General features: G+C 60.2%; 15 protein-coding genes. 2 read left to right on the forward strand and 13 right to left on the reverse strand.

Going from position 1 to position 17,099, the window contains the following annotated elements; translation table 11 throughout:
- The 13 genes from puhE to bchF all read right to left on the reverse strand — a co-directional run.
- The coding region (puhE, locus tag FE702_RS17530; protein ID WP_147127644.1) for a putative photosynthetic complex assembly protein PuhE at positions 1-719 on the reverse strand (719 nt) is incomplete at its 3' end.
- A gap of 79 nt (positions 720-798) precedes the next feature.
- Positions 799-1,815, reverse strand: coding sequence for a magnesium-protoporphyrin IX monomethyl ester (oxidative) cyclase (gene acsF / locus FE702_RS17535; protein ID WP_430303262.1), 1,017 nt, complete (start codon positions 1,813-1,815; stop codon positions 799-801).
- 149 nt (positions 1,816-1,964) lie between these two features.
- Positions 1,965-2,261: a hypothetical protein gene (locus tag FE702_RS17540; RefSeq protein WP_147127646.1), complete on the reverse strand. Its 297-nt coding sequence runs from the start codon at positions 2,259-2,261 to the stop codon at positions 1,965-1,967.
- A gap of 29 nt (positions 2,262-2,290) precedes the next feature.
- Positions 2,291-2,776 (reverse strand): photosynthetic complex assembly protein PuhC, encoded by a 486-nt coding sequence (puhC, locus tag FE702_RS17545; protein WP_147127647.1) that lies wholly within the window; start codon positions 2,774-2,776, stop codon positions 2,291-2,293.
- A 5-nt stretch (positions 2,777-2,781) separates the two neighbouring features.
- A complete protein-coding gene (gene puhB / locus FE702_RS17550) occupies positions 2,782-3,444 on the reverse strand; it encodes a photosynthetic complex putative assembly protein PuhB (protein WP_147127648.1) in 663 nt (220 codons plus the stop codon).
- Between the two features lie 50 nt (positions 3,445-3,494).
- Entirely contained in the window at positions 3,495-4,277 is a 783-nt protein-coding gene (puhA, locus tag FE702_RS17555) for a photosynthetic reaction center subunit H (protein ID WP_147127649.1), read from the reverse strand.
- A 19-nt stretch (positions 4,278-4,296) separates the two neighbouring features.
- Entirely contained in the window at positions 4,297-5,694 is a 1,398-nt protein-coding gene (locus FE702_RS17560) for a PucC family protein (protein WP_147127690.1), read from the reverse strand.
- 38 nt (positions 5,695-5,732) lie between these two features.
- Positions 5,733-6,503, reverse strand: coding sequence for a magnesium protoporphyrin IX methyltransferase (gene bchM, locus FE702_RS17565; protein ID WP_147127650.1), 771 nt, complete (start codon positions 6,501-6,503; stop codon positions 5,733-5,735).
- Positions 6,503-7,426, reverse strand: coding sequence for a ferredoxin:protochlorophyllide reductase (ATP-dependent) iron-sulfur ATP-binding protein (gene bchL, locus FE702_RS17570; protein ID WP_147127691.1), 924 nt, complete (start codon positions 7,424-7,426; stop codon positions 6,503-6,505). Before bchL ends, bchM begins: the two co-directional genes overlap by 1 nt.
- A 175-nt stretch (positions 7,427-7,601) precedes the next feature.
- A complete protein-coding gene (locus tag FE702_RS17575; RefSeq protein WP_147127651.1) occupies positions 7,602-11,141 on the reverse strand; it encodes a cobaltochelatase subunit CobN in 3,540 nt (1,179 codons plus the stop codon).
- The gene (bchB, locus tag FE702_RS17580) at positions 11,131-12,705 is read right to left on the reverse strand and encodes a ferredoxin:protochlorophyllide reductase (ATP-dependent) subunit B (protein WP_147127652.1); all 1,575 of its coding nucleotides are present in this window, start codon (positions 12,703-12,705) and stop codon (positions 11,131-11,133) included. Before bchB ends, FE702_RS17575 begins: the two co-directional genes overlap by 11 nt.
- On the reverse strand, positions 12,702-14,015 hold the full coding sequence (locus FE702_RS17585; RefSeq protein ID WP_147127653.1) for a ferredoxin:protochlorophyllide reductase (ATP-dependent) subunit N: 1,314 nt from the start codon (positions 14,013-14,015) through the stop codon (positions 12,702-12,704). The genes bchB and FE702_RS17585 overlap by 4 nt, the downstream gene beginning before the upstream one ends.
- The gene (bchF, locus tag FE702_RS17590; protein ID WP_147127654.1) at positions 14,012-14,521 is read right to left on the reverse strand and encodes a 2-vinyl bacteriochlorophyllide hydratase; all 510 of its coding nucleotides are present in this window, start codon (positions 14,519-14,521) and stop codon (positions 14,012-14,014) included. The genes FE702_RS17585 and bchF overlap by 4 nt, the downstream gene beginning before the upstream one ends.
- A gap of 323 nt (positions 14,522-14,844) precedes the next feature.
- Here bchF and FE702_RS17595 point away from each other — a divergent pair, with 323 nt between their 5' ends.
- Together FE702_RS17595 and ppsR are read left to right on the forward strand one after the other, a co-directional pair.
- Positions 14,845-15,645, forward strand: a complete 801-nt coding sequence (locus FE702_RS17595) for a cobalamin B12-binding domain-containing protein (RefSeq protein WP_186827154.1) — start codon at positions 14,845-14,847, stop codon at positions 15,643-15,645.
- 53 nt (positions 15,646-15,698) lie between these two features.
- The gene (ppsR, locus tag FE702_RS17600) at positions 15,699-17,093 is read left to right on the forward strand and encodes a transcriptional regulator PpsR (protein WP_186827155.1); all 1,395 of its coding nucleotides are present in this window, start codon (positions 15,699-15,701) and stop codon (positions 17,091-17,093) included.
- The last annotated feature ends 6 nt before the right edge of the window (positions 17,094-17,099 follow it).

Below are 17,099 nucleotides of genomic sequence, written 5' to 3' on the forward strand. Positions count from 1 at the left end.
AGAAGCATCATCCAGTGTTCGATCAGGGCAAGCCCGGTCAGAGCCGCCAGAAGAGCCGCCGTGACGGATTGTTCGGGCGTGCCAGCCCCCAGTTGGGCGATCCAAAACGCCGTACCGCCGCCAAGCAGCAGGACCGAGATCGGAAAGAGCCATGACGGCTCATCCTGGCGGAAATAGCTGGGGATATGGGACAGGCGGCTTGGGATGGCTTCGAGGTTGATACCGGGCACTCCGAGAAAGAGATTCAGCTTGGCCAAGACCCGCGCGATCCAAAGTGTGCCGAATGTCAGCGCCGCCGTGGCGTTGATCGCTCCAACGGCCATCCAGATCAGGGCCGTCAGCCCAGCGAGCAGCGCCAGCTCATGATAGGCGACCGTTCGCCATGCCGCCCAGAACGCGCCCCGTCGCGACGTGCGCGGGGGCAGGGGGGTCCGGTTGGGTCCGGTGATCACGCCAGTGAGGAACGCAAGCTCGATCCAGCCCCAAAGCGCCAATGCCGACACGAACCCCTGATAGACCCCAAGAACGGTTCCATCCATGCGCGCGGCCCATGCCGCGGCCAGCCCAAATCCAAGAAAGGGCAGGCCCCACAGCACGCAAAGCGTAGGCGCAACGCCGCCGCATTTATCCGACCGGCGCACAGCCAAGAGGATGATACCCGTGGAAAACCACCACGCAAAAAGCGCAAAGAGGGCCGCCAAAACACTCACGTCTGCCATGTCCCTTCATCTTTCCCCAAATACTCTGGGGGAGTCCGAAGGACGGGGGCAAAGCCCCCTTTATGTCCACCGCTCTGGATCAATAGACCGGCTCCAGCCGCGTGCTGACAGGCACGTCGTGCTTGACCGACGGAATGGTATAGAGCCGGACAAAGGCCGACGCCGCCTTGGCCATGCCACCGACCCGTTTCAGCGTGCCGCCGACACCACCAGCGGCCTTGCCCTCGGCAACCTGACGGCTTGCAGCCTCCATCTTGCGCAGGGCGGGTTTCCAGGCGGGGTGGTCGATGTCCAAAGTGATCGGGAAGATCTGCTTGGAAAGCGTAGAGGTCTTCTTGAACACTTCCTGACCGTACCATTCCATGTCGACACCCAAGGCATCATGGAAGGCCGGGCGCTGGTGATCGCGGACCCACATGGTTGAATAGACCGCTGTCAGGAAGAACTTGATCCACCAGACATTCATCCCGCTTGTCAGCTTGGGATCGGTTTTCATCAGCAGGGCGAAGGCCTCGCCATGGCTGAATTCGTCGTTGCACCACTCTTCGAACCATTTGAAAATCGGGTGGAAGCGCTTGTCCGGGTTTTCCTGCAGATGGCGGAAGATGGTGATGTAGCGCGCGTAACCGATCTTCTCGGACAGGTAGGTCGCGTAATAGATGAATTTCGGACGGAAGTAGGTGTATTTCTTTTGCTGGGTCAGGAAGCCAAGGTTCACCTTGATCCCGGCCTCGCGCAGGGCGTCGTTGATGAAACCCGCATGGCGGGCTTCGTCGCGGGCCATCAGCGCAAAGAGCTGCGTGATGTCGTCATTGTTCCCACGCCGCTTCATCTCCTTGTACAGGACACAGCCCGAAAATTCGGCCGTACAGCTTGAGATCAAAAAGTCGATGAACTCGGCCTTCAGCTTGGGCTCCATTTTGTCCCAGTCGACGTGGTCCCAGTCCTCGTTTTTCTTGAAGTGAGTCTTGTTCGGATCAGCGACCATCTGCGCGATCAGCTTGTCCCAGTCTTCGCGCACCGGGCTGACGTCGATGGCGTCCATCTCGTCGAAATCGGTGGTGTAAAAGCGGGGCGTCAGCAGGGTGTCCTGCATGGCCACTTCGGTTGCGGCTTCGTCAGAGGCAACCGCGCCACGGGCAGCGATTGCGCTGACGTCTTCGGCCTCGTTCGTGCCATGGCGGGCAACAGCGGATGCGTGACCATTGGTGTGGCCATTCAGCTTGGGCTTGGGGGATTGGATATTCATGCCATGATCTCCTCAGAGAACGAAAATTCGCAGAGTTCCATGAACTCAAGGTCACCGGTTGCGCGGGTCCACAGACGCTCCAGACCGCTGGCGCGGGTGATGGTGGCGGTGCGGTCTTCGCTCACGATCTCGCCGTAGGGCGCCATGATCTCGGACCCGTGCACGAGCACGCTGTCGCCGGGATAGATGACCGAGCCATCGTTAAAGCGCACATGCGCGCTGAGTTCTTCGAACCGGTGGGAAATGGTGACGGTGCAAGGCACCGTTTCCTTATCGCGGGTCAGTAGTCCCATTGTGCCAACTCCTCTTGGTCAGTGGGTATTCAGATGTCGAGCAGGTTGGCGAAGACGCGAACATTGTCCGCCCCATAGCCCATCAGTTCGACGGTGAAGTTTGCGGCGTCATCAACGATGTCGATGCGGCCATTTTCGCGGCGGACAACGCGCAGCGGTGTGCCATCTTCGACACCCGCCAGCATGCGCTTGCGGTCGAGCACTTGCCCCATCACACCGATGAATCCGGCCAGGTGGTCCGACGAGGTTACCAGCGTCTTGCCGTCGAGATCGGTCACGATGTAGCTGCCGCGATCCTGACCCGGTGTGAACAGGATCGCCTTTTCAGCCACCACAGGCGGCAGGGAGGCGACGCCGACCAGCGGGCGGTCGGTAAACCGCGCGATGGCGACGATGATGACCGACAAGAGCGCCAGCCCAAACATTGCCCGAACGAGCACGAGCGGGATCATTTCCTTGTCGCGCTTGCCCAGCTTTTGCTGTTCGGCTTCGAGGGTGGTTTGAAAATCGGACATAGATCTCACTCCGCTGGGACCGCCGTACCGGTGTCGCTGCCCTCGGGCTGCGGCGCGGGTCCGACTTTGATGGATGAGGCATCGGCGATGCGGGTTTCAGCCGCCTCCGCCAAAATCTTGGCAACCTTCTCTGCATCAGGAATGCAGCGCAGGGCCGGTTGGGGTTTGGCCATTTTCCATGGCCGGATATGGGGCCATGCGGTCATGTAGCTGACGTGGCTGTCGCCCTTGAGTTCGAGCGCGATGGTGCCGACGCCGGATTTACGTAAATCCAGGCTGGCATTCTCGATCCACTGATAAGGCAGGTTCAGGGTCATTTGCAGCGCTGCGCCAATGCGCATCGCGACGCGATGAGTTGTCAGGGTGTACATCGCGCCGCGTGCCTGCAGCCATGCAATCGCTAGGATTACGCCCGCGCAGATCATCCCCAACACGAGGAAGGGGACCCCATGGCCGAGCGCCTCGACCAATGGGAACTGAGTTGAAGACACACCCACCCGCCAGATCACTAGAAGCACAAAATAGCCCACGACCCAATTGAACCAGAGCGACTGCTGCGCAAGCGCAAGCGTGCTCGGTCGTCCCTGCCACAGGATTTCCTCGCCCTCGGGCAAGGCCTCTGGCAGGCCGGGGATGGGTTCGAATGCGAAATCGTCGTGATCTTCCATGGTACTTCTTTCAGGCTGCGGGCCTTTGGGGGTGTGTCCTCGGGGTGTGTTTAGAGCTGTGGCTCAAGGCGCGCGGCAGAGGCATAAAGCTTGCCGCCGGCGATGTAGGCCGAGATCTTGTCTTCCTCGAGAAGCGTCACCTGCGTCGGCGACTTGGTTTGCGGGATGCCCGCAAAATGCTCTTCAAAGATGCTGTCGACGTAGACGCGGTCGCGCTTGATCTTGACCAGTGCGATCGGCAGCAGGCGTTTGCCGCCACCAAGTTCGGTGGTCAGTTCGATCTCAAGATACCGCACCAGCTGTTCTGGTTCGTCGACCCACATGTCAGTGACGACCCCAACCGGCTCTTTGTCACCAGCCTGAACGGTCAAACCGCGAGGGTCACGACCGGCAGACACTACAAAGCTTTCCAGCGCAGAGAGCGGCTGGATCTTGGGGTGACCTTTGCCGTCCAGTTCTGGCACGTCTTTGCGTGGCACCCACGAAGCCGGACCCACACCGTCAACCATCGGGTTGCCGGTGGGCTCAAATGGCGAACCCTGAATGGTGCCGGTCTGAACCAGTGCGAGGTTTTCGCGGCGGTGTGCATCTTCGACTTCCATCGATGGGACAGTCACCTCGCCCCGGCCATGGGGAAGGGTGAAGGTCTTAGGCGATGGCAGAGGGAAGGGGCCCTGGTTGGGGGCTTCGCCACCGCCGTCGGCTTCCAGTGGGTAGCCTTCGCGCATGTTTTCCGTCTGCAGGTAGTAAATGAGGAATGCGAAGAAGCCCCAGAATGACCAAATGGCCACGCTGGCGAGATCTACTGTTCCCCAGAATTCAACTCCGACCATGGGATGTTCCTTTCGTGGGTCAGGTGGGGAAGTCGGCCAGGCCAAGCCGACCGTCCCCCTGTTGGTGTTGTGGTGCACCCCGGAACCGCACGAGCGGCCCCAAGGCGATGAGAGTTGCGAACATCAGGCCGATCTCGATGTGGTAGACCACCGAGTATGCGGTTGCGGGGTCTGCCAGGACGGGGCCGAAGGCACCCGTTGATCCAGCAGACGACACGAGATCGCGGATTGTACCGCCGAGGGCGATGGACAGCCCCGCAGCGGTGGCTTGGGCCGCGCCCCAAGCACCAAGCGCCAGACCGCGACCGGCAAGGCCGTCGGTTGGCATGGTCATGGCCGCCGTCAGCGTGGCGACCGAGAAAAGACCGCCACCAAAGCCGATCAGCGTCGCCCCTGCAAAAAACAGCTGTGCGCTCTCGAATGGGGCAGCAAAGATGACGGCGGTAAAGGCAACGAGGCCAAAAAGCAGACCGCGCGCGCACATGCGGTAAGGGTTCAGACCACGGGCCAGCCAGCGGGCGGCAAGGCCGAAGCCAACCAGCGCACCTGCGGCCCATGCAGCCGTCAGCAGCGTGGTGGAAGAGACAGAAAGGCCAAGGATTTCGCCGCCATAGGGTTCCAGCAACACGTCCTGCATGTTGAAAGCCATCGTGCCGATGAACACGACGACCAAAAGGCGACCTGCATCGCCACCGCTGGTGAAATCGGCCCAGGCGTCTTTGAACTTTGGACGTTTCGCTTGGCGCTCTTCCTTGCTCATCGGGGCCATGCGTTCCTGTTTCCAGAGCGCGATGACGTTCAAGACGATGGTGACAACTGCGGTGCCTTGGATGACCTGAACCAGACGCAATTCGCTGAAGTCGCGCAGAAGCGCGCCTATGATGACGGCGCTGACGGCCATACCGATCAGGAACATGACATAGAGCAGGGCGACGACCCGGGGGCGTGTCTCTTCGCTCGCGCGGTCAGCCGCAAGCGCCAGACCGGCGGTTTGCGTCATGTGCATTCCGAGGCCGGTCATCAGGAAGGCCACGGCTGCACCGATCTCACCCGCATAGGGCACGTCGATGGCCTGTGGTCCGTCACCTAGAAGAACCAGAGCCATCGGCATGATGGCCAGTCCGCCAAACTGATAAAGCGACCCGAACCAGAGATAGGGCAGGCGTTTCCAGCCAATTGCAGAACGATACGTGTCAGACCGGAATCCCAGCAGCGCGCGGAACGGTGCACTGAGCACGGGCAAGGCAATCATGACTGCAACGATCATCGCAGGCACGTTCAGTTCCACGATCATGACGCGGTTGAGCGTCCCCAAGAGCATGACAGCTGCCATCCCGACACTGACCTGAAACAGGCTGAGGCGCAGAAGCTGCTTCAATGGCAGGTCCTCGGAGACTGCATCCGTGAAGGGCAGCATCTTCAGCGTGAATTGGGTCAGGGGATGCGGTTTCTTGGTCACTTTGCGCCTCCCACGTCCCGGGCTTGACCCGGGACCTCGATGGTTTGAGCGCTGTTGGTCCCAGCGGCGCGAGGCCCCGGGTCACGCCCGGGGCGTGTGGAGACCAACTCCAAACACTTCGACGTATAAAACCCGCTCTGAATTGTCTCTAACTCGGCCAATCCGGCGATCTCGCGCGACAGACGGCGGGTGTCCTGAGGGATCATCACAGGGCTGCGGTCTTTGCGGGGGAAGAGTCTTCCGGCGTACCAGAACGTCATGAGAAATGGCGTGCGCGGCGCGAGGGTGAAGATGATCTTGTTGGACGACGTGCCCAGCTGACCCAGTGCCGATTTGAGGTCGGTTGGGGTGTAATAGATCAAGCTGTCCATCGCCATCACGGCATCGAAATGTCCGCGACGGGCCAGCATATCACCAGCCTCAAACTTCACCTGATCCTTGAGCGCGTCAGGCAGGCGTTTCGTTGCGATCTCAATCAGCGAAGGCGAGATATCGACGCCTACGACATCGGCCCCGCGCAGTGCCAGCGCTTCGCACATCGCGCCAGTCCCACAGCCCGCATCAAGGATGCGCTTGCCGCGCAGATCGTCTGGCAGGCGCGACAGCATCTGCGCGCGCATTTGGTCCCGGCCCGCACGTACAGTCGCGCGCACCTTGGACACGGGCGCGTCGCTGGTCAGCTGCTCCCACACCTTGGTGGCGCTGCGGTCGAAATAGTCTTCGACGCGGTTGCGCGTGGACTCGTATGTCTGTGCGTCAGACGGCATTAATCGAACCCAAGCAATTCAAAGATTTCACGGTCGGGCAGGGGCGCTGGGGCCATCGCCTCGGTTCCGTTCCAGAGCGTTTCAGCAAGCCGGATGTATTCCTTGCGCGCCATGACGATGTCTTCTTCGTCGGCCATCTCGAACAGGGTCTTTTTCTTCAGACGCGAGCGGCGAATGGCGTCGATGTCGGGCATATGCGCGATACGCTTGAACCCAACGGTGTCGCAGAAGCGGTCAACCTCATCGGTGTCTTTCGACCGGTTGGCCACACAGCCCGCCAAACGAACCGAGTAGTTCTTCGATTTGGCCTGCACCGCCGCGATGATGCGGTTCATCGCGTAGATCGAGTCAAAGTCGTTGGCCGTAACGATGACAGCGCGGTCGGCGTGTTGAAGCGGGGCCGCAAAGCCACCGCAGACCACATCGCCCAACACGTCAAAAATCACGACATCGGTGTCTTCCAGCATGTGGTGCTGTTTCAGCAGCTTCACGGTTTGGCCCACGACATAACCGCCGCAGCCGGTGCCCGCTGGCGGACCGCCTGCCTCGACACACTGCACGCCGTTGAAACCTTCGGTGACAAAGTCCTCAGGGCGCAGTTCCTCGGCGTGGAAATCGACCTCTTTGAGGATGTCGATCACGGTTGGCTGCAACTGACCTGTCAGGGTGAAGGTACTGTCATGCTTTGGGTCGCAGCCGATTTGCAGAACGCGCTTGCCCAGCTTGGAAAACGCCGCCGACAGGTTCGACGAGGTTGTCGATTTGCCGATGCCGCCCTTGCCGTAAACGGAAAACACCTTCGCGCCTTCGATCACGGTGGACATGTCCTGATGGACCTGAACCGAGCCTTCGCCATCTTCGCCTTTGTTCAGAACAGGCGGTGCACCGAGGCCGCGTTTGGCCAAGCCTGCCGCTTCGCGCATGTTGGCGCGTTGGGCGGGCGGCTGACGCAGGTCGGGTTTGTCGTCGTAAGGGCTCATGGCGTGCTCCTTTGCGCTGTGCAGTCCTGGACTTGATCCGGGACCTCTTGCTTAGCGCTGGGGTGGAGGCCCCGGATCAAGTCCGGGGCTGCGTTGCGTGTATTGCGGTGAAGAAGGGTCATTCGGCAGCGATCCCTTCCAGTTTGTCTTCCAGCGCGTCTGCGGCATCCTGCAGCGCCTCAAGCGTGGCGTCGTCAGGCGCCCAGTAGTCACGATCAGACGCTTCAAGCAGTCGTTGCGCCATGCGGACGCTGGCCTGCGGGTTCAGATCCGCCAGTCGATTGCGCATCTCTTCGTCCAGAACGAAGGTTTCGCTGATGCGTTGATAGACCCACGGGTCCACCTGACCGGTCGTGGCGGACCAGCCCAAAGTGTTGGTCACCTGCGCCTCGATCTGGCGCACGCCTTCGTGCCCGTGCTTCAGCATGCCTTCGAACCACTTGGGGTTCAGGCTGCGGGAGCGGGTCTCCAAAGCGACCTGATCCTTGAGCGTGCGCACCTTGGCGTCGCCGGTGGTCGCATCGCCGATGAACACAGCCGGATCTTCGCCACCCTTGGCGCGTTTGACTGCGCGGGCGATGCCGCCCAGCGTGTCAAAGTAGTGATCAACCGTGGTGACGCCGAGTTCGACACTCTCAAGGTTCTGATAGGCGACATCGACGGTCGCCAATGTGTCGTCCAGAAGGTCCTTTTGCGCGGTTGGTTTCCCATTCAGCCCGTAGGCAAAGGATTTGCGCGCCTGATAGGCGTCGGCCAGTTCGTCTTCGTTGTCGAACCCGCTCTGGTCAACCAGAACATTGACGTTCGACCCATAGGCCCCTTCGGCATTTGAGAACACGCGCAATGCCGCCTCTTCCATATCGCAGCCGGTTTTCTCGGCATAGGCCAGCGCATTGGCGCGCAGGTAGTTCTGGCTGGGATGTTCGTCGGCAGTGGCGGCCTTGAACGCAGCTTCGGCCAGCATCTTGGTCTGCAAAGGCAGCAAATCGCGGAAGATGCCCGACAGTGTCATCACACAGTCGATGCGCGGACGCCCAAGCTCTTCCAGCGGGATCAGATCGGCACCAGAAAGGCGACCGTAGCCATCAAACCGGGGCTTCGCGCCCATCAGCGCGAGCGCCTGAGACAGCGGCGTGCCATCCGACTTGATATTGTCTGATCCCCAAAGAACGATTGCGACCGAACGGGGCAGGGTGTCTTGGGCGGCCAGCAAGATGTCGGCCTGTTTCCAGCCTTCTTGCAGGGCATAGGCGGTTGGCATCCGGAACGGGTCAAAGGCATGGATGTTGCGGCCTGCTGGCAGAACCTCTGGACTGCGGATCAGGTCGCCGCCGGGAACGGGTTCGATGTAACGGCCACCCAACGCGCGCATGACGCCAGCCATTTCGTCGTCACCCACCAGCAGGTCGCGCACGCGCGCCTGTGTTTCGGGGGATTGATCGGCCATGACCTTCAGGTGCTCTTCGACCTCGGTTGGGGTCGGTGTACGCCCCATGACATGCAGGCCGTCCGGGATGAGCGCATCCTCGGTTTCCAGCAGCGCCAGCCACAGGTCCTCGGGCGCGCCGTCCATATCGACGGCTGCGGCTTGGTCGGCGATCAGGGTGGCGAGGTCATCGCGCCCCGCGCCATCCTCCATCGCGCGCCAGCGGGTCAGGCTGTCTTTCAGCTCAGACAGACCTTTATACAGACCGGACGTCGCCAGCGGCGGCGTGATATGTGTGATGGTGACAGCGTTTGAGCGGCGTTTGGCCAGCGACGCCTCGGACGGGTTGTTCGAGGCATAAAGGTACACGTTCGGCACCTCGCCGATCAGGCGGTCGGGCCAGTCGCGCGCGCCAAGGCCCGCCTGTTTGCCGGGCATGAACTCCAGCGCGCCGTGCATTCCGAAATGCAGGAACACATCCGCGCGGAACGTGTTGCGCAGCCAGAGGTAAAAGGTCGTGAAGGCGTGGGTTGGTGCGAAGCCCTTTTCGAACAGGAGCCGCATCGGGTCGCCTTCGTAGCCAAAGGTGGGCTGGACGCCGACAAAGACCTTGCCGAACTGCGCACCCAAGACGAAGACACCGCGTCCGTCTGATTGGATTTTGCCGGGGGCAGGGCCCCAGACATCCTCGATCACCTTGAGCGGTGGGGTCTGGCGCACGATGGTGTCCGCATCGACATGGGCGGCGACGTTGGCCTCTTGCCCATATTGCTGTGCATTGCCTTTTAACACCGCGTCGCGAAGGTCATCGACCGTAGCGGGTGGGGTGATGTCATACCCTTCGGCTGCCATCCGGTGCAGCGTGTTGTGCAGGCTTTCGAAGACCGAAAGATACGCGGCGGTGCCGACTGCCCCGGCATTGGGCGGAAAGCCGAACAGCACGACACCGACGTTCTTTTCGGCATTTTTCTTGCGCCGCAGGGTCGCTGCGCGCAGGGCCTTTTCGGCCAGAACGTCTATGCGTTCGAGGCATGGCGCCATCGCTTTGGTGTGTGACGCGCAAGGGCATTGGTATTGGCAGCCCTGACAGCCGTTTTCGCCGTGGCGGCCCGCGAAGACGGTGGGGTTTGTTGCACCGTCGATCTCGGGCAGGGCGACGAGCATTGTCGTTTCTACGGGACCAAGGCCCTGGCTCGACGTGGCCCATTGACCCAAAGTCTGGAATTCCAGCGGATGCGCGGCAAGATAGGGGATGTCGAGCGCTTGCAACGCTTCAACAGCCGCTTCGGCGTCATTATAGGCAGGGCCCCCAACAAGGCTGAACCCCGTCAGCGAGATCATTGCATCGATCCCATGGAAATAGCGATCAATCGCGGGGCGACCATCCAGACCACCGGCAAAGGCCGGGATCACGCGCACGCCCTTGGCCTCAAGCGCGTCGATGACGGCGTCATAATGCGCAGCATCGTTGGACAGAATGTAGGACCGCAGCATCAATACACCGACGGTCGCCACCGGTGTCTCGACTGCCGGCAGGTCTGCTATGTCCGTCACGATGCCCGTGGTCGGGTGGTACAGCCCAACCTCCGGATAGTCCTGCGGCAGCTCTGCCTTAACCGCTGCAAAGCGGTTGCCAGAGTAGCGGTTCACGAGGAAGCGCACCATCTCGCGGACATTGTCGTCAGAGCCCGACAGCCAGTATTGCATCGAAAGGAAATAGGCGCGCAGGTCCTGCGCTTTGCCGGGCAGATACTTAAGCACTTTGGGCAGACGCCGCAGGATGCGCATCTGGCCTTCGCCGCTTTTGACCTTGGTTTTGCCCTTGGAGGACGGCTTCAGTTTCTTGAGATATTTGAGTGCGCCAGAGGCCGGTTTGGACAGGTCCAGATCGCCCATCTTTGTCAGATTGACGAGCTTTTCATCGGCAACCACGCCGATGAGAGCATCCAGATGCGGACGGCGCGCGACAAGATCGGCGTAGATCGCCTCAACCTGATCCTCGATGAAGAGCAAGTTTACGACCACGATATTCGCCTGCGCGACGGCCATGCGTGCCTCTTCCAGCGCGGCAGGGTCTTCATTCCATGTCCCTGCTGCGTGCACGGTGACATGCAGGCCGGGAAAATCCTCCTCCAACGCGGGCAGGGCACGCGCGACGGAACCCGCCGCCCGGTGGTCCAGCGTGATAAAGGCCATGCGGTAGCCTGGGGTATGATCCAGGTTATCGCGCATAATGCGCCTTGGCCTCATAGAGCGTGTCGACGCTGATCTGCGTCACACCCTGCTCTTCTGCGTATTTCTCGGTGTTGCGCTTGGCTTTGCCGCGCACAAAAAACGGGATCTTTTTCAGCTCTTTTTCGGCCGCTGGCATCCAGACAATGGTGCCATCAGTCTGAACTTCCGGAACCGACGCAGTCTCAATCTTCTTGCCGGAAATACTTCCGCCGGAGGCATCCGAGGCCTCAGCTGTCACTGACTTGAGATCAATCTTCCCACCGTGATGGCTCGCGCCATTGTCGTCATGGAATTCGAAATCCTCGCGGAACATGGCCAAGAGGTGTTCCTCCAGCCCCATGACCAGCGGGTGAATCCACGTGTCGAAAATGACGTTCGCGCCTTCGAACCCCATCTGTGGCGAGTAGCGGGCCGGGAAATCTTGAACGTGGACCGGGGCAGAGATGACCGCGCAGGGGATTCCGAGGCGTTTTCCGATATGGCGTTCCATCTGGGTGCCAAGGATCATTTCGGGCGCGAGCGCCTCGATGGCCTGTTCGACTTCCAGATAATCGTCGGTGATCAGCGCCTCGACACCGATTTCCTTGCCCAAGGCACGGATGTCGCGGGCGAACTCGCGGTTGTAACAGCCAAGGCCGACGACCTCGAAGCCCATTTCCTCACGCGCGATACGAGCGGAGGTTCGCACATGCGTCGCGTCGCCAAAGACAAACACGCGCTTGCCGGTTAGGTAGGTCGAGTCGACGGACGCGGACCACCACGGCAGGCGCAGGCGGCTTTCATCCGGGGCGGTCGTCAGGCCAGTGATGGATTGTACTTCGGCCACAAAATCGCGGGTGGCACCGACGCCGATGGGCACGGTTTTGGTGTAGGGCAGGCCCAGTTCCTTTTGCATCCAGCGGCAGGCGGCTTCTCCGGTTTCGGGATACATGAGAACGTTGAAATGCGCCGCGCCCAGACGGGTGATGTCTGTTGGCGTCGCGCCCATGGGTGCGCAGACATTTACGTTAATGCCCATTTCAGAAAGTAGCCCGGTGAGTTCCTCGACATCGTCGCGATGGCGGAAGCCCAGACCCGTGGGGCCTATCAAGTTGCAGGCGATGCGCGTGGTTTTCTCGATCGGCTGAGCAAGCGCGCGGCAGATCTGATAGAACGTCTCATCGGCGCCGAAGTTTTCCTTGCGGCTGTAGGAGGGCAGTTCAAGCGGGATCACCGGAACCGGCAGGCCCATGGTTTCGGCCAGTCCGCCGGGGTCGTCCTGAATGAGTTCCGCCGTGCAGGATGCGCCGACGATGATCGCCTCTGGTTTGAAGCGTTCGTAGGCGTCGCGCGCGGCATCCTTGAAGAGATGCGCAGTGTCGGCCCCCAGATCGCGCGCCTGAAATGTCGTGTAGGTGACTGGCGGGCGGTGGTTACGCCGTTCGATCATTGTAAAGAGCAGGTCTGCGTAAGTGTCGCCTTGGGGGGCGTGCAACACGTAATGCAACCCCTTCATGCCTGTGGCGACGCGCATCGCGCCCACGTGGGGCGGGCCTTCATATGTCCAGACGGTCAGTTTCATTCTGCGGCCTCCATGGCGGGTCCCCGGCGGTTGGGGTGCATGGCCTGAATGGCCGCCTTACGGCGCATGGGGCGCGAGAAGAGCCCGGCAAGATCGCCGGCTTGTTCGTAGAAATGGACAGGCGAGAACACGAGTTCGATGGCCCATTTGGTGGTTAGGCCTTCGGCTTCGAGCGGGTTGGCCAGTCCAAGACCACAGACCGTGATATCAGGGCGTGCGGCACGGACGCGGTCGAGTTGCAGATCGACGTCCTGACCTTCCGACACGGTCGGTCCTTCGGGGATCAGGTCCAGATCCGAGCCGATGATGTCCTTGTGAATGTAGGGCGCGCCGATTTCTATGGCTTCCATGCCACACTCAGCGGTTAAAAAGCGGGCCAAAGGCACCTCGAGCTGACTGTCGGGAAAGAAGAAAACCGAGCGTCCCTGCAGTTCCTGAGCCTGCAATGCGATGGCCTTTTTGGCGCGCGCGCGGGGGGCGTCTGTGGCCGCAGCAAACCGCTCAGACGGGACATCGAAAGCGTCAGCGATGACCTGAAGCCACGCCGTTGTTCCGGCTTCTCCGAAGGGGAAAGGCGCAGGCAAATGATGGGCCCCGCGACGGGTCAGAGCGGAATGTGTTTCACCCAGAAAAGGTTGTGCCAGGATATAGCGGGTCTGGGGTCCGACGGCGGGGTGATTGCCTGCACGGGACCCGGGCAGAACCGATACGTTTTCGACGCCCATGGCATCGAGCAAACCGCGCATCTGATCTTCGACCACATCGGGCAATGCGCCGACCACGACGAGGTTCCGAGCGTCCGTTTCCGGAAGCTGAGGGACCAGCGCGGCGAGGCATTCGTCTTCGCCTTGGGTAAAGGTTGTCTCGATGCCAGAGCCCGTGAAGTTGATGACATTCACGTCCGGACCATGGACGCCTGACAGGCGCTCTGCGGCGCGCGCAAGGTCCAGTTTGATCACTTCGGAAGGGCAGGAGCCGACGAGGAAAAGTTGCCGAATGTCAGGCCGCCTTGACAGTAGACGTGACACCTCGCGGTCAAGTTCCTCATGTGCGTCGGCCATCCCCGCGAGGTCTTTCTCTTCGAGAATCGCCGTGCCGAAGCGTGGCTCGGCAAAGATCATCACGCCCGCTGCAGATTGCAGCAAATGTGCGCAGGTCCGTGAGCCGACAACCAAGAAGAAGGCATCCTGCATCTTGCGGTGCAGCCAGATGATCCCGGTCAGGCCGCAAAACACTTCGCGCTGACCACGTTCCTTGAGAATCGGGACGTCGCGGCAGCCGGTGGTTGGGGTGGGGGCGAGATCCTTCATGCGGCGACCTCAAGTGCGGCGTTGGCATGTTCCGACTGAAGCCGGGCCTGACGCAGTTTCCAGATGAATTGCCCGGCATTCACCACGTAGGCCGCATAGGCCGCGAGAGCGATCCACATTTGACCAATTGGGCCAACAGCACCCGAGAAGACGGCCCACAAATATGCAGTGTGCAGGGCGATCACGAGGAAGGAAAAAACATCCTCCCAAAAGAACGCTGGCGCAAAGAGATATTGGCCAAACACGACCTTTTCCCAGATCGCACCGGTGATCATGATCAGATAGAGGAATGCGGTTTTGGCGAGGATCGACTGGGTCGCAACCTCGTACCCTGCGCCTGTCATCAGATAGCGCAGCACCAATCCCAAAGAGATCAGAAAGACAAGAAACTGAAGCGGCGCAAGAAGCCCCTGGATCAAGGTCCAGACAGTGGCATCCCGCCGTGCGCGTTCCTCGGGTGTATAAAGTAGAGAGGGCGAACCCCGCTCTTGTTTCGTCACAGACATCCTCGACTCCCTGACAGGTCGTGGCACTTGAACGCTACGCCTGCCCCCTCCATGTGTCAACTTGAACTTACACTTGATAAGTTGACAGTCGAGCTAGATGCGTGAGGCAGAGTGTCAATTTTGGACATTCAAAAAAGTGAAGGGAGGCGGCGCGACACGTGATGGAAAGCACGGTTGCGCCCGCAAAGAAGGAAGACCGCATGTCAAATCATTTTGACAATCAGCCGTGCCTGCGGGACACTAAGGACACGGACGCAACAAACGCCGACGAGATGCCATCTGCTTGGCGTCAAAGGCTGCAGTTGGTTCGAAGGAACGCGCAGATGTCTGAAGGCGATAATAAGGGTCCCGGCACCGGGTCCCCTGCCGCGACAGGCACGGTGGAAGCATTTGCAACGCAAGTGCTCTCTCTTGTTGCGTCCAAAACTCAAGAGCGATCTGACGTGCTGAAAGACGACCTTTTCGAAGGTCTTGTCGCGGCTGTTCAGGCGTTCGACCCCATCCATCGGGACGCCATTCTGGAGCGGTTTGATGCCGCCGGAGTGCAGCCTCAGGATATCATTGACGTGTATATTCCCGCCGCTGCGCGCCACTTTGGCGACAGCTGGTGTGAAGACAGTCTGAGCTTTGCCGATGTGACAATCGGTGTGGCCAGATTGCAGGGTCTGACCCGCGATTTGCGGGCTGCCCAAACGGATAAGCTGGACGTTCCAGCGATCCTTCTTGTGGTCCCCGCCGAAGCCTATCACACGCTGGGTGCGACCGTGGTTGCAGACCAGTTGCGCCGCCATGGCGTGGTGGTCAAACTGGCCATGGGGTATTCGGAAAAGGACCTAAGGGAACTGCTCAAAACACATGACTTTGATGCGGTTCTCATCTCTGCAGCGGCCTGTGAAAGGCTTGAAACCATACGTAATTTGGTCAAAACTGTTAAAACCGCTGCGCACAGCAGCCCGCCAGTTGTTCTGGGCGGAACAGTGTTGGATCAGGAAACGGATATAAGGTCACTGACCGGTGCAGATCACATCGCCAACAACGCTGAAGAGGCATTGCGAATATGCGGGCTGACGATCCAAACGCCAGACGACGTATCGCGCGCAGCTCCGGATTTGACCAGGGGCTAGATGCGGATGACGATTTCACCTCAAACGAGTTCGGACCCGTGACATCCCGAGGGATGAAATACTGGTCCACGGGTTCGATCCCTCTGATCGCGCCCGAGCTTTTGGGTGGGATCATTTCGTCTGCGTCAGACCTGGCGCTGGTGATCGACGCGGACGGTAAGATCATGTCCGTGCTGGTGAACCAAGAGCATCGGTCGCTGGGCAAGTTGGAACACTGGGAAGGTCGTGATGTGCGCGACTTCCTGACGCCCGAGTCCGTTCCAAAGCTGGATCAAAAACTTGAAACGCTGGACTCGCCTTCGGGGTTGCGTGCGGTCGAACTGAACCACATTGATCAGACGGCTTGGGAATTCCCGATCCGCTATACGTTCCATCGAATCGGGCCCGACGGGGCGCTGTTGATGCTTGGTCGTGACCTGCGTCCGATCGCGGAAATGCAGCAACAACTCGTCAAAGCGCAGATTGCGCTGGAACGAGATTACGAAACGCAGCGTGAATTTGACACACGTTATCGGGTGCTGATGGACACCACCCGCGAGGCGGTCGTGTTTGTCCAAGTTGGCAATGGACGTGTCACGGATGTGAACCCTTCTGCTGCAAATTTGCTGGGTGGAACGCGCGATGACTTGATCGGTCAGGCCTTTGCGCAAGAGTTCGAAGGTCGCCGCCGTGGCGAGTTTCTTGAGAGCCTGACCAATGCGGCTTTGTCGGATCGCGCCCGTCCTTTGACGCTTCAGGCGCGCCGGTCGCGCAAGCGCATCAACATCATTCCGACGGTGTTCCGCGCCTCGGGCGAGAGGTTGCTTCTTTGCCGTGTCGAGCTTGCTGATCAAAGCGAGGTCATGACAGACGAGCTGAGCGAAAACCTTTCGGCCCTGTATCAAGAGGGCGTGGATGCCATCGTCTTTACCGACAAAGAGGGCATCATCCGGTCTGCGAATGAAAGCTTCCTCAACCTAACCGATCTTGCGCATCTGACAGGTGCCAAGGGCAAGTCGCTGGGTGATTTCCTGGCGCGTGGCACGGTCGACTTGAAGGTGCTTTTGGAAAACGCTGCACGCGCTGGTCAGATGCGCATGTATGCGACCAAGTTGGCGGGTGAATATTCGTCCACCATCTCGGTCGAGATTTCGGTGACCTACCTGAATGATCGCGCGCATCCGTCCTATGTCTTCGTCATTCGTGACGCGAGCCGGGTTGAGGCCGTGCGCAAACCGGGTGTGGCCGTGACCGACGACGCTGTGCGCTCGGTGATGGAGTTGGTCGGGTCGGCTTCGTTGAAGGACATTGTCAGCGAAACGACCGATGTCGTCGAAAAGATGTGCATCGAAACGGCCGTGGAGCTGACCCGCAACAATCGCGTTGCCGCAGCCGAAATGCTGGGCCTGTCACGCCAGTCTCTTTACGTGAAACTGCGCAAATACGGCCTGTTGGCAAAAGACGGTTAAGCCCGA

This window comes from Shimia ponticola (assembly GCF_007995215.1).
In the GTDB taxonomy this organism is placed as follows: domain Bacteria; phylum Pseudomonadota; class Alphaproteobacteria; order Rhodobacterales; family Rhodobacteraceae; genus Shimia_B; species Shimia_B ponticola.

Excerpts from the sequence above, each read along its gene's own strand:
- FE702_RS17540 (WP_147127646.1), bottom strand. The coding sequence starts at position 2,261 with ATGGGACTACTGACCCGCGATAAGGAAACGGTGCCTTGCACCGTCACC.
- FE702_RS17595 (WP_186827154.1), top strand. The coding sequence starts at position 14,845 with ATGTCTGAAGGCGATAATAAGGGTCCCGGCACCGGGTCCCCTGCCGCG.
- ppsR (WP_186827155.1), top strand. The coding sequence starts at position 15,699 with ATGAAATACTGGTCCACGGGTTCGATCCCTCTGATCGCGCCCGAGCTT.
- acsF (WP_430303262.1), bottom strand. The coding sequence starts at position 1,815 with ATGCAGGACACCCTGCTGACGCCCCGCTTTTACACCACCGATTTCGAC.
- puhB (WP_147127648.1), bottom strand. The coding sequence starts at position 3,444 with ATGGAAGATCACGACGATTTCGCATTCGAACCCATCCCCGGCCTGCCA.
- bchM (WP_147127650.1), bottom strand. The coding sequence starts at position 6,503 with ATGCCGTCTGACGCACAGACATACGAGTCCACGCGCAACCGCGTCGAA.
- puhC (WP_147127647.1), bottom strand. The coding sequence starts at position 2,776 with ATGTCCGATTTTCAAACCACCCTCGAAGCCGAACAGCAAAAGCTGGGC.
- FE702_RS17585 (WP_147127653.1), bottom strand. The coding sequence starts at position 14,015 with ATGAAGGATCTCGCCCCCACCCCAACCACCGGCTGCCGCGACGTCCCG.
- bchF (WP_147127654.1), bottom strand. The coding sequence starts at position 14,521 with ATGTCTGTGACGAAACAAGAGCGGGGTTCGCCCTCTCTACTTTATACA.
- puhA (WP_147127649.1), bottom strand. The coding sequence starts at position 4,277 with ATGGTCGGAGTTGAATTCTGGGGAACAGTAGATCTCGCCAGCGTGGCC.
- FE702_RS17575 (WP_147127651.1), bottom strand. The coding sequence starts at position 11,141 with ATGCGCGATAACCTGGATCATACCCCAGGCTACCGCATGGCCTTTATC.
- bchB (WP_147127652.1), bottom strand. The coding sequence starts at position 12,705 with ATGAAACTGACCGTCTGGACATATGAAGGCCCGCCCCACGTGGGCGCG.
- bchL (WP_147127691.1), bottom strand. The coding sequence starts at position 7,426 with ATGCGCGAAGCGGCAGGCTTGGCCAAACGCGGCCTCGGTGCACCGCCT.
- FE702_RS17560 (WP_147127690.1), bottom strand. The coding sequence starts at position 5,694 with ATGCTGCCCTTCACGGATGCAGTCTCCGAGGACCTGCCATTGAAGCAG.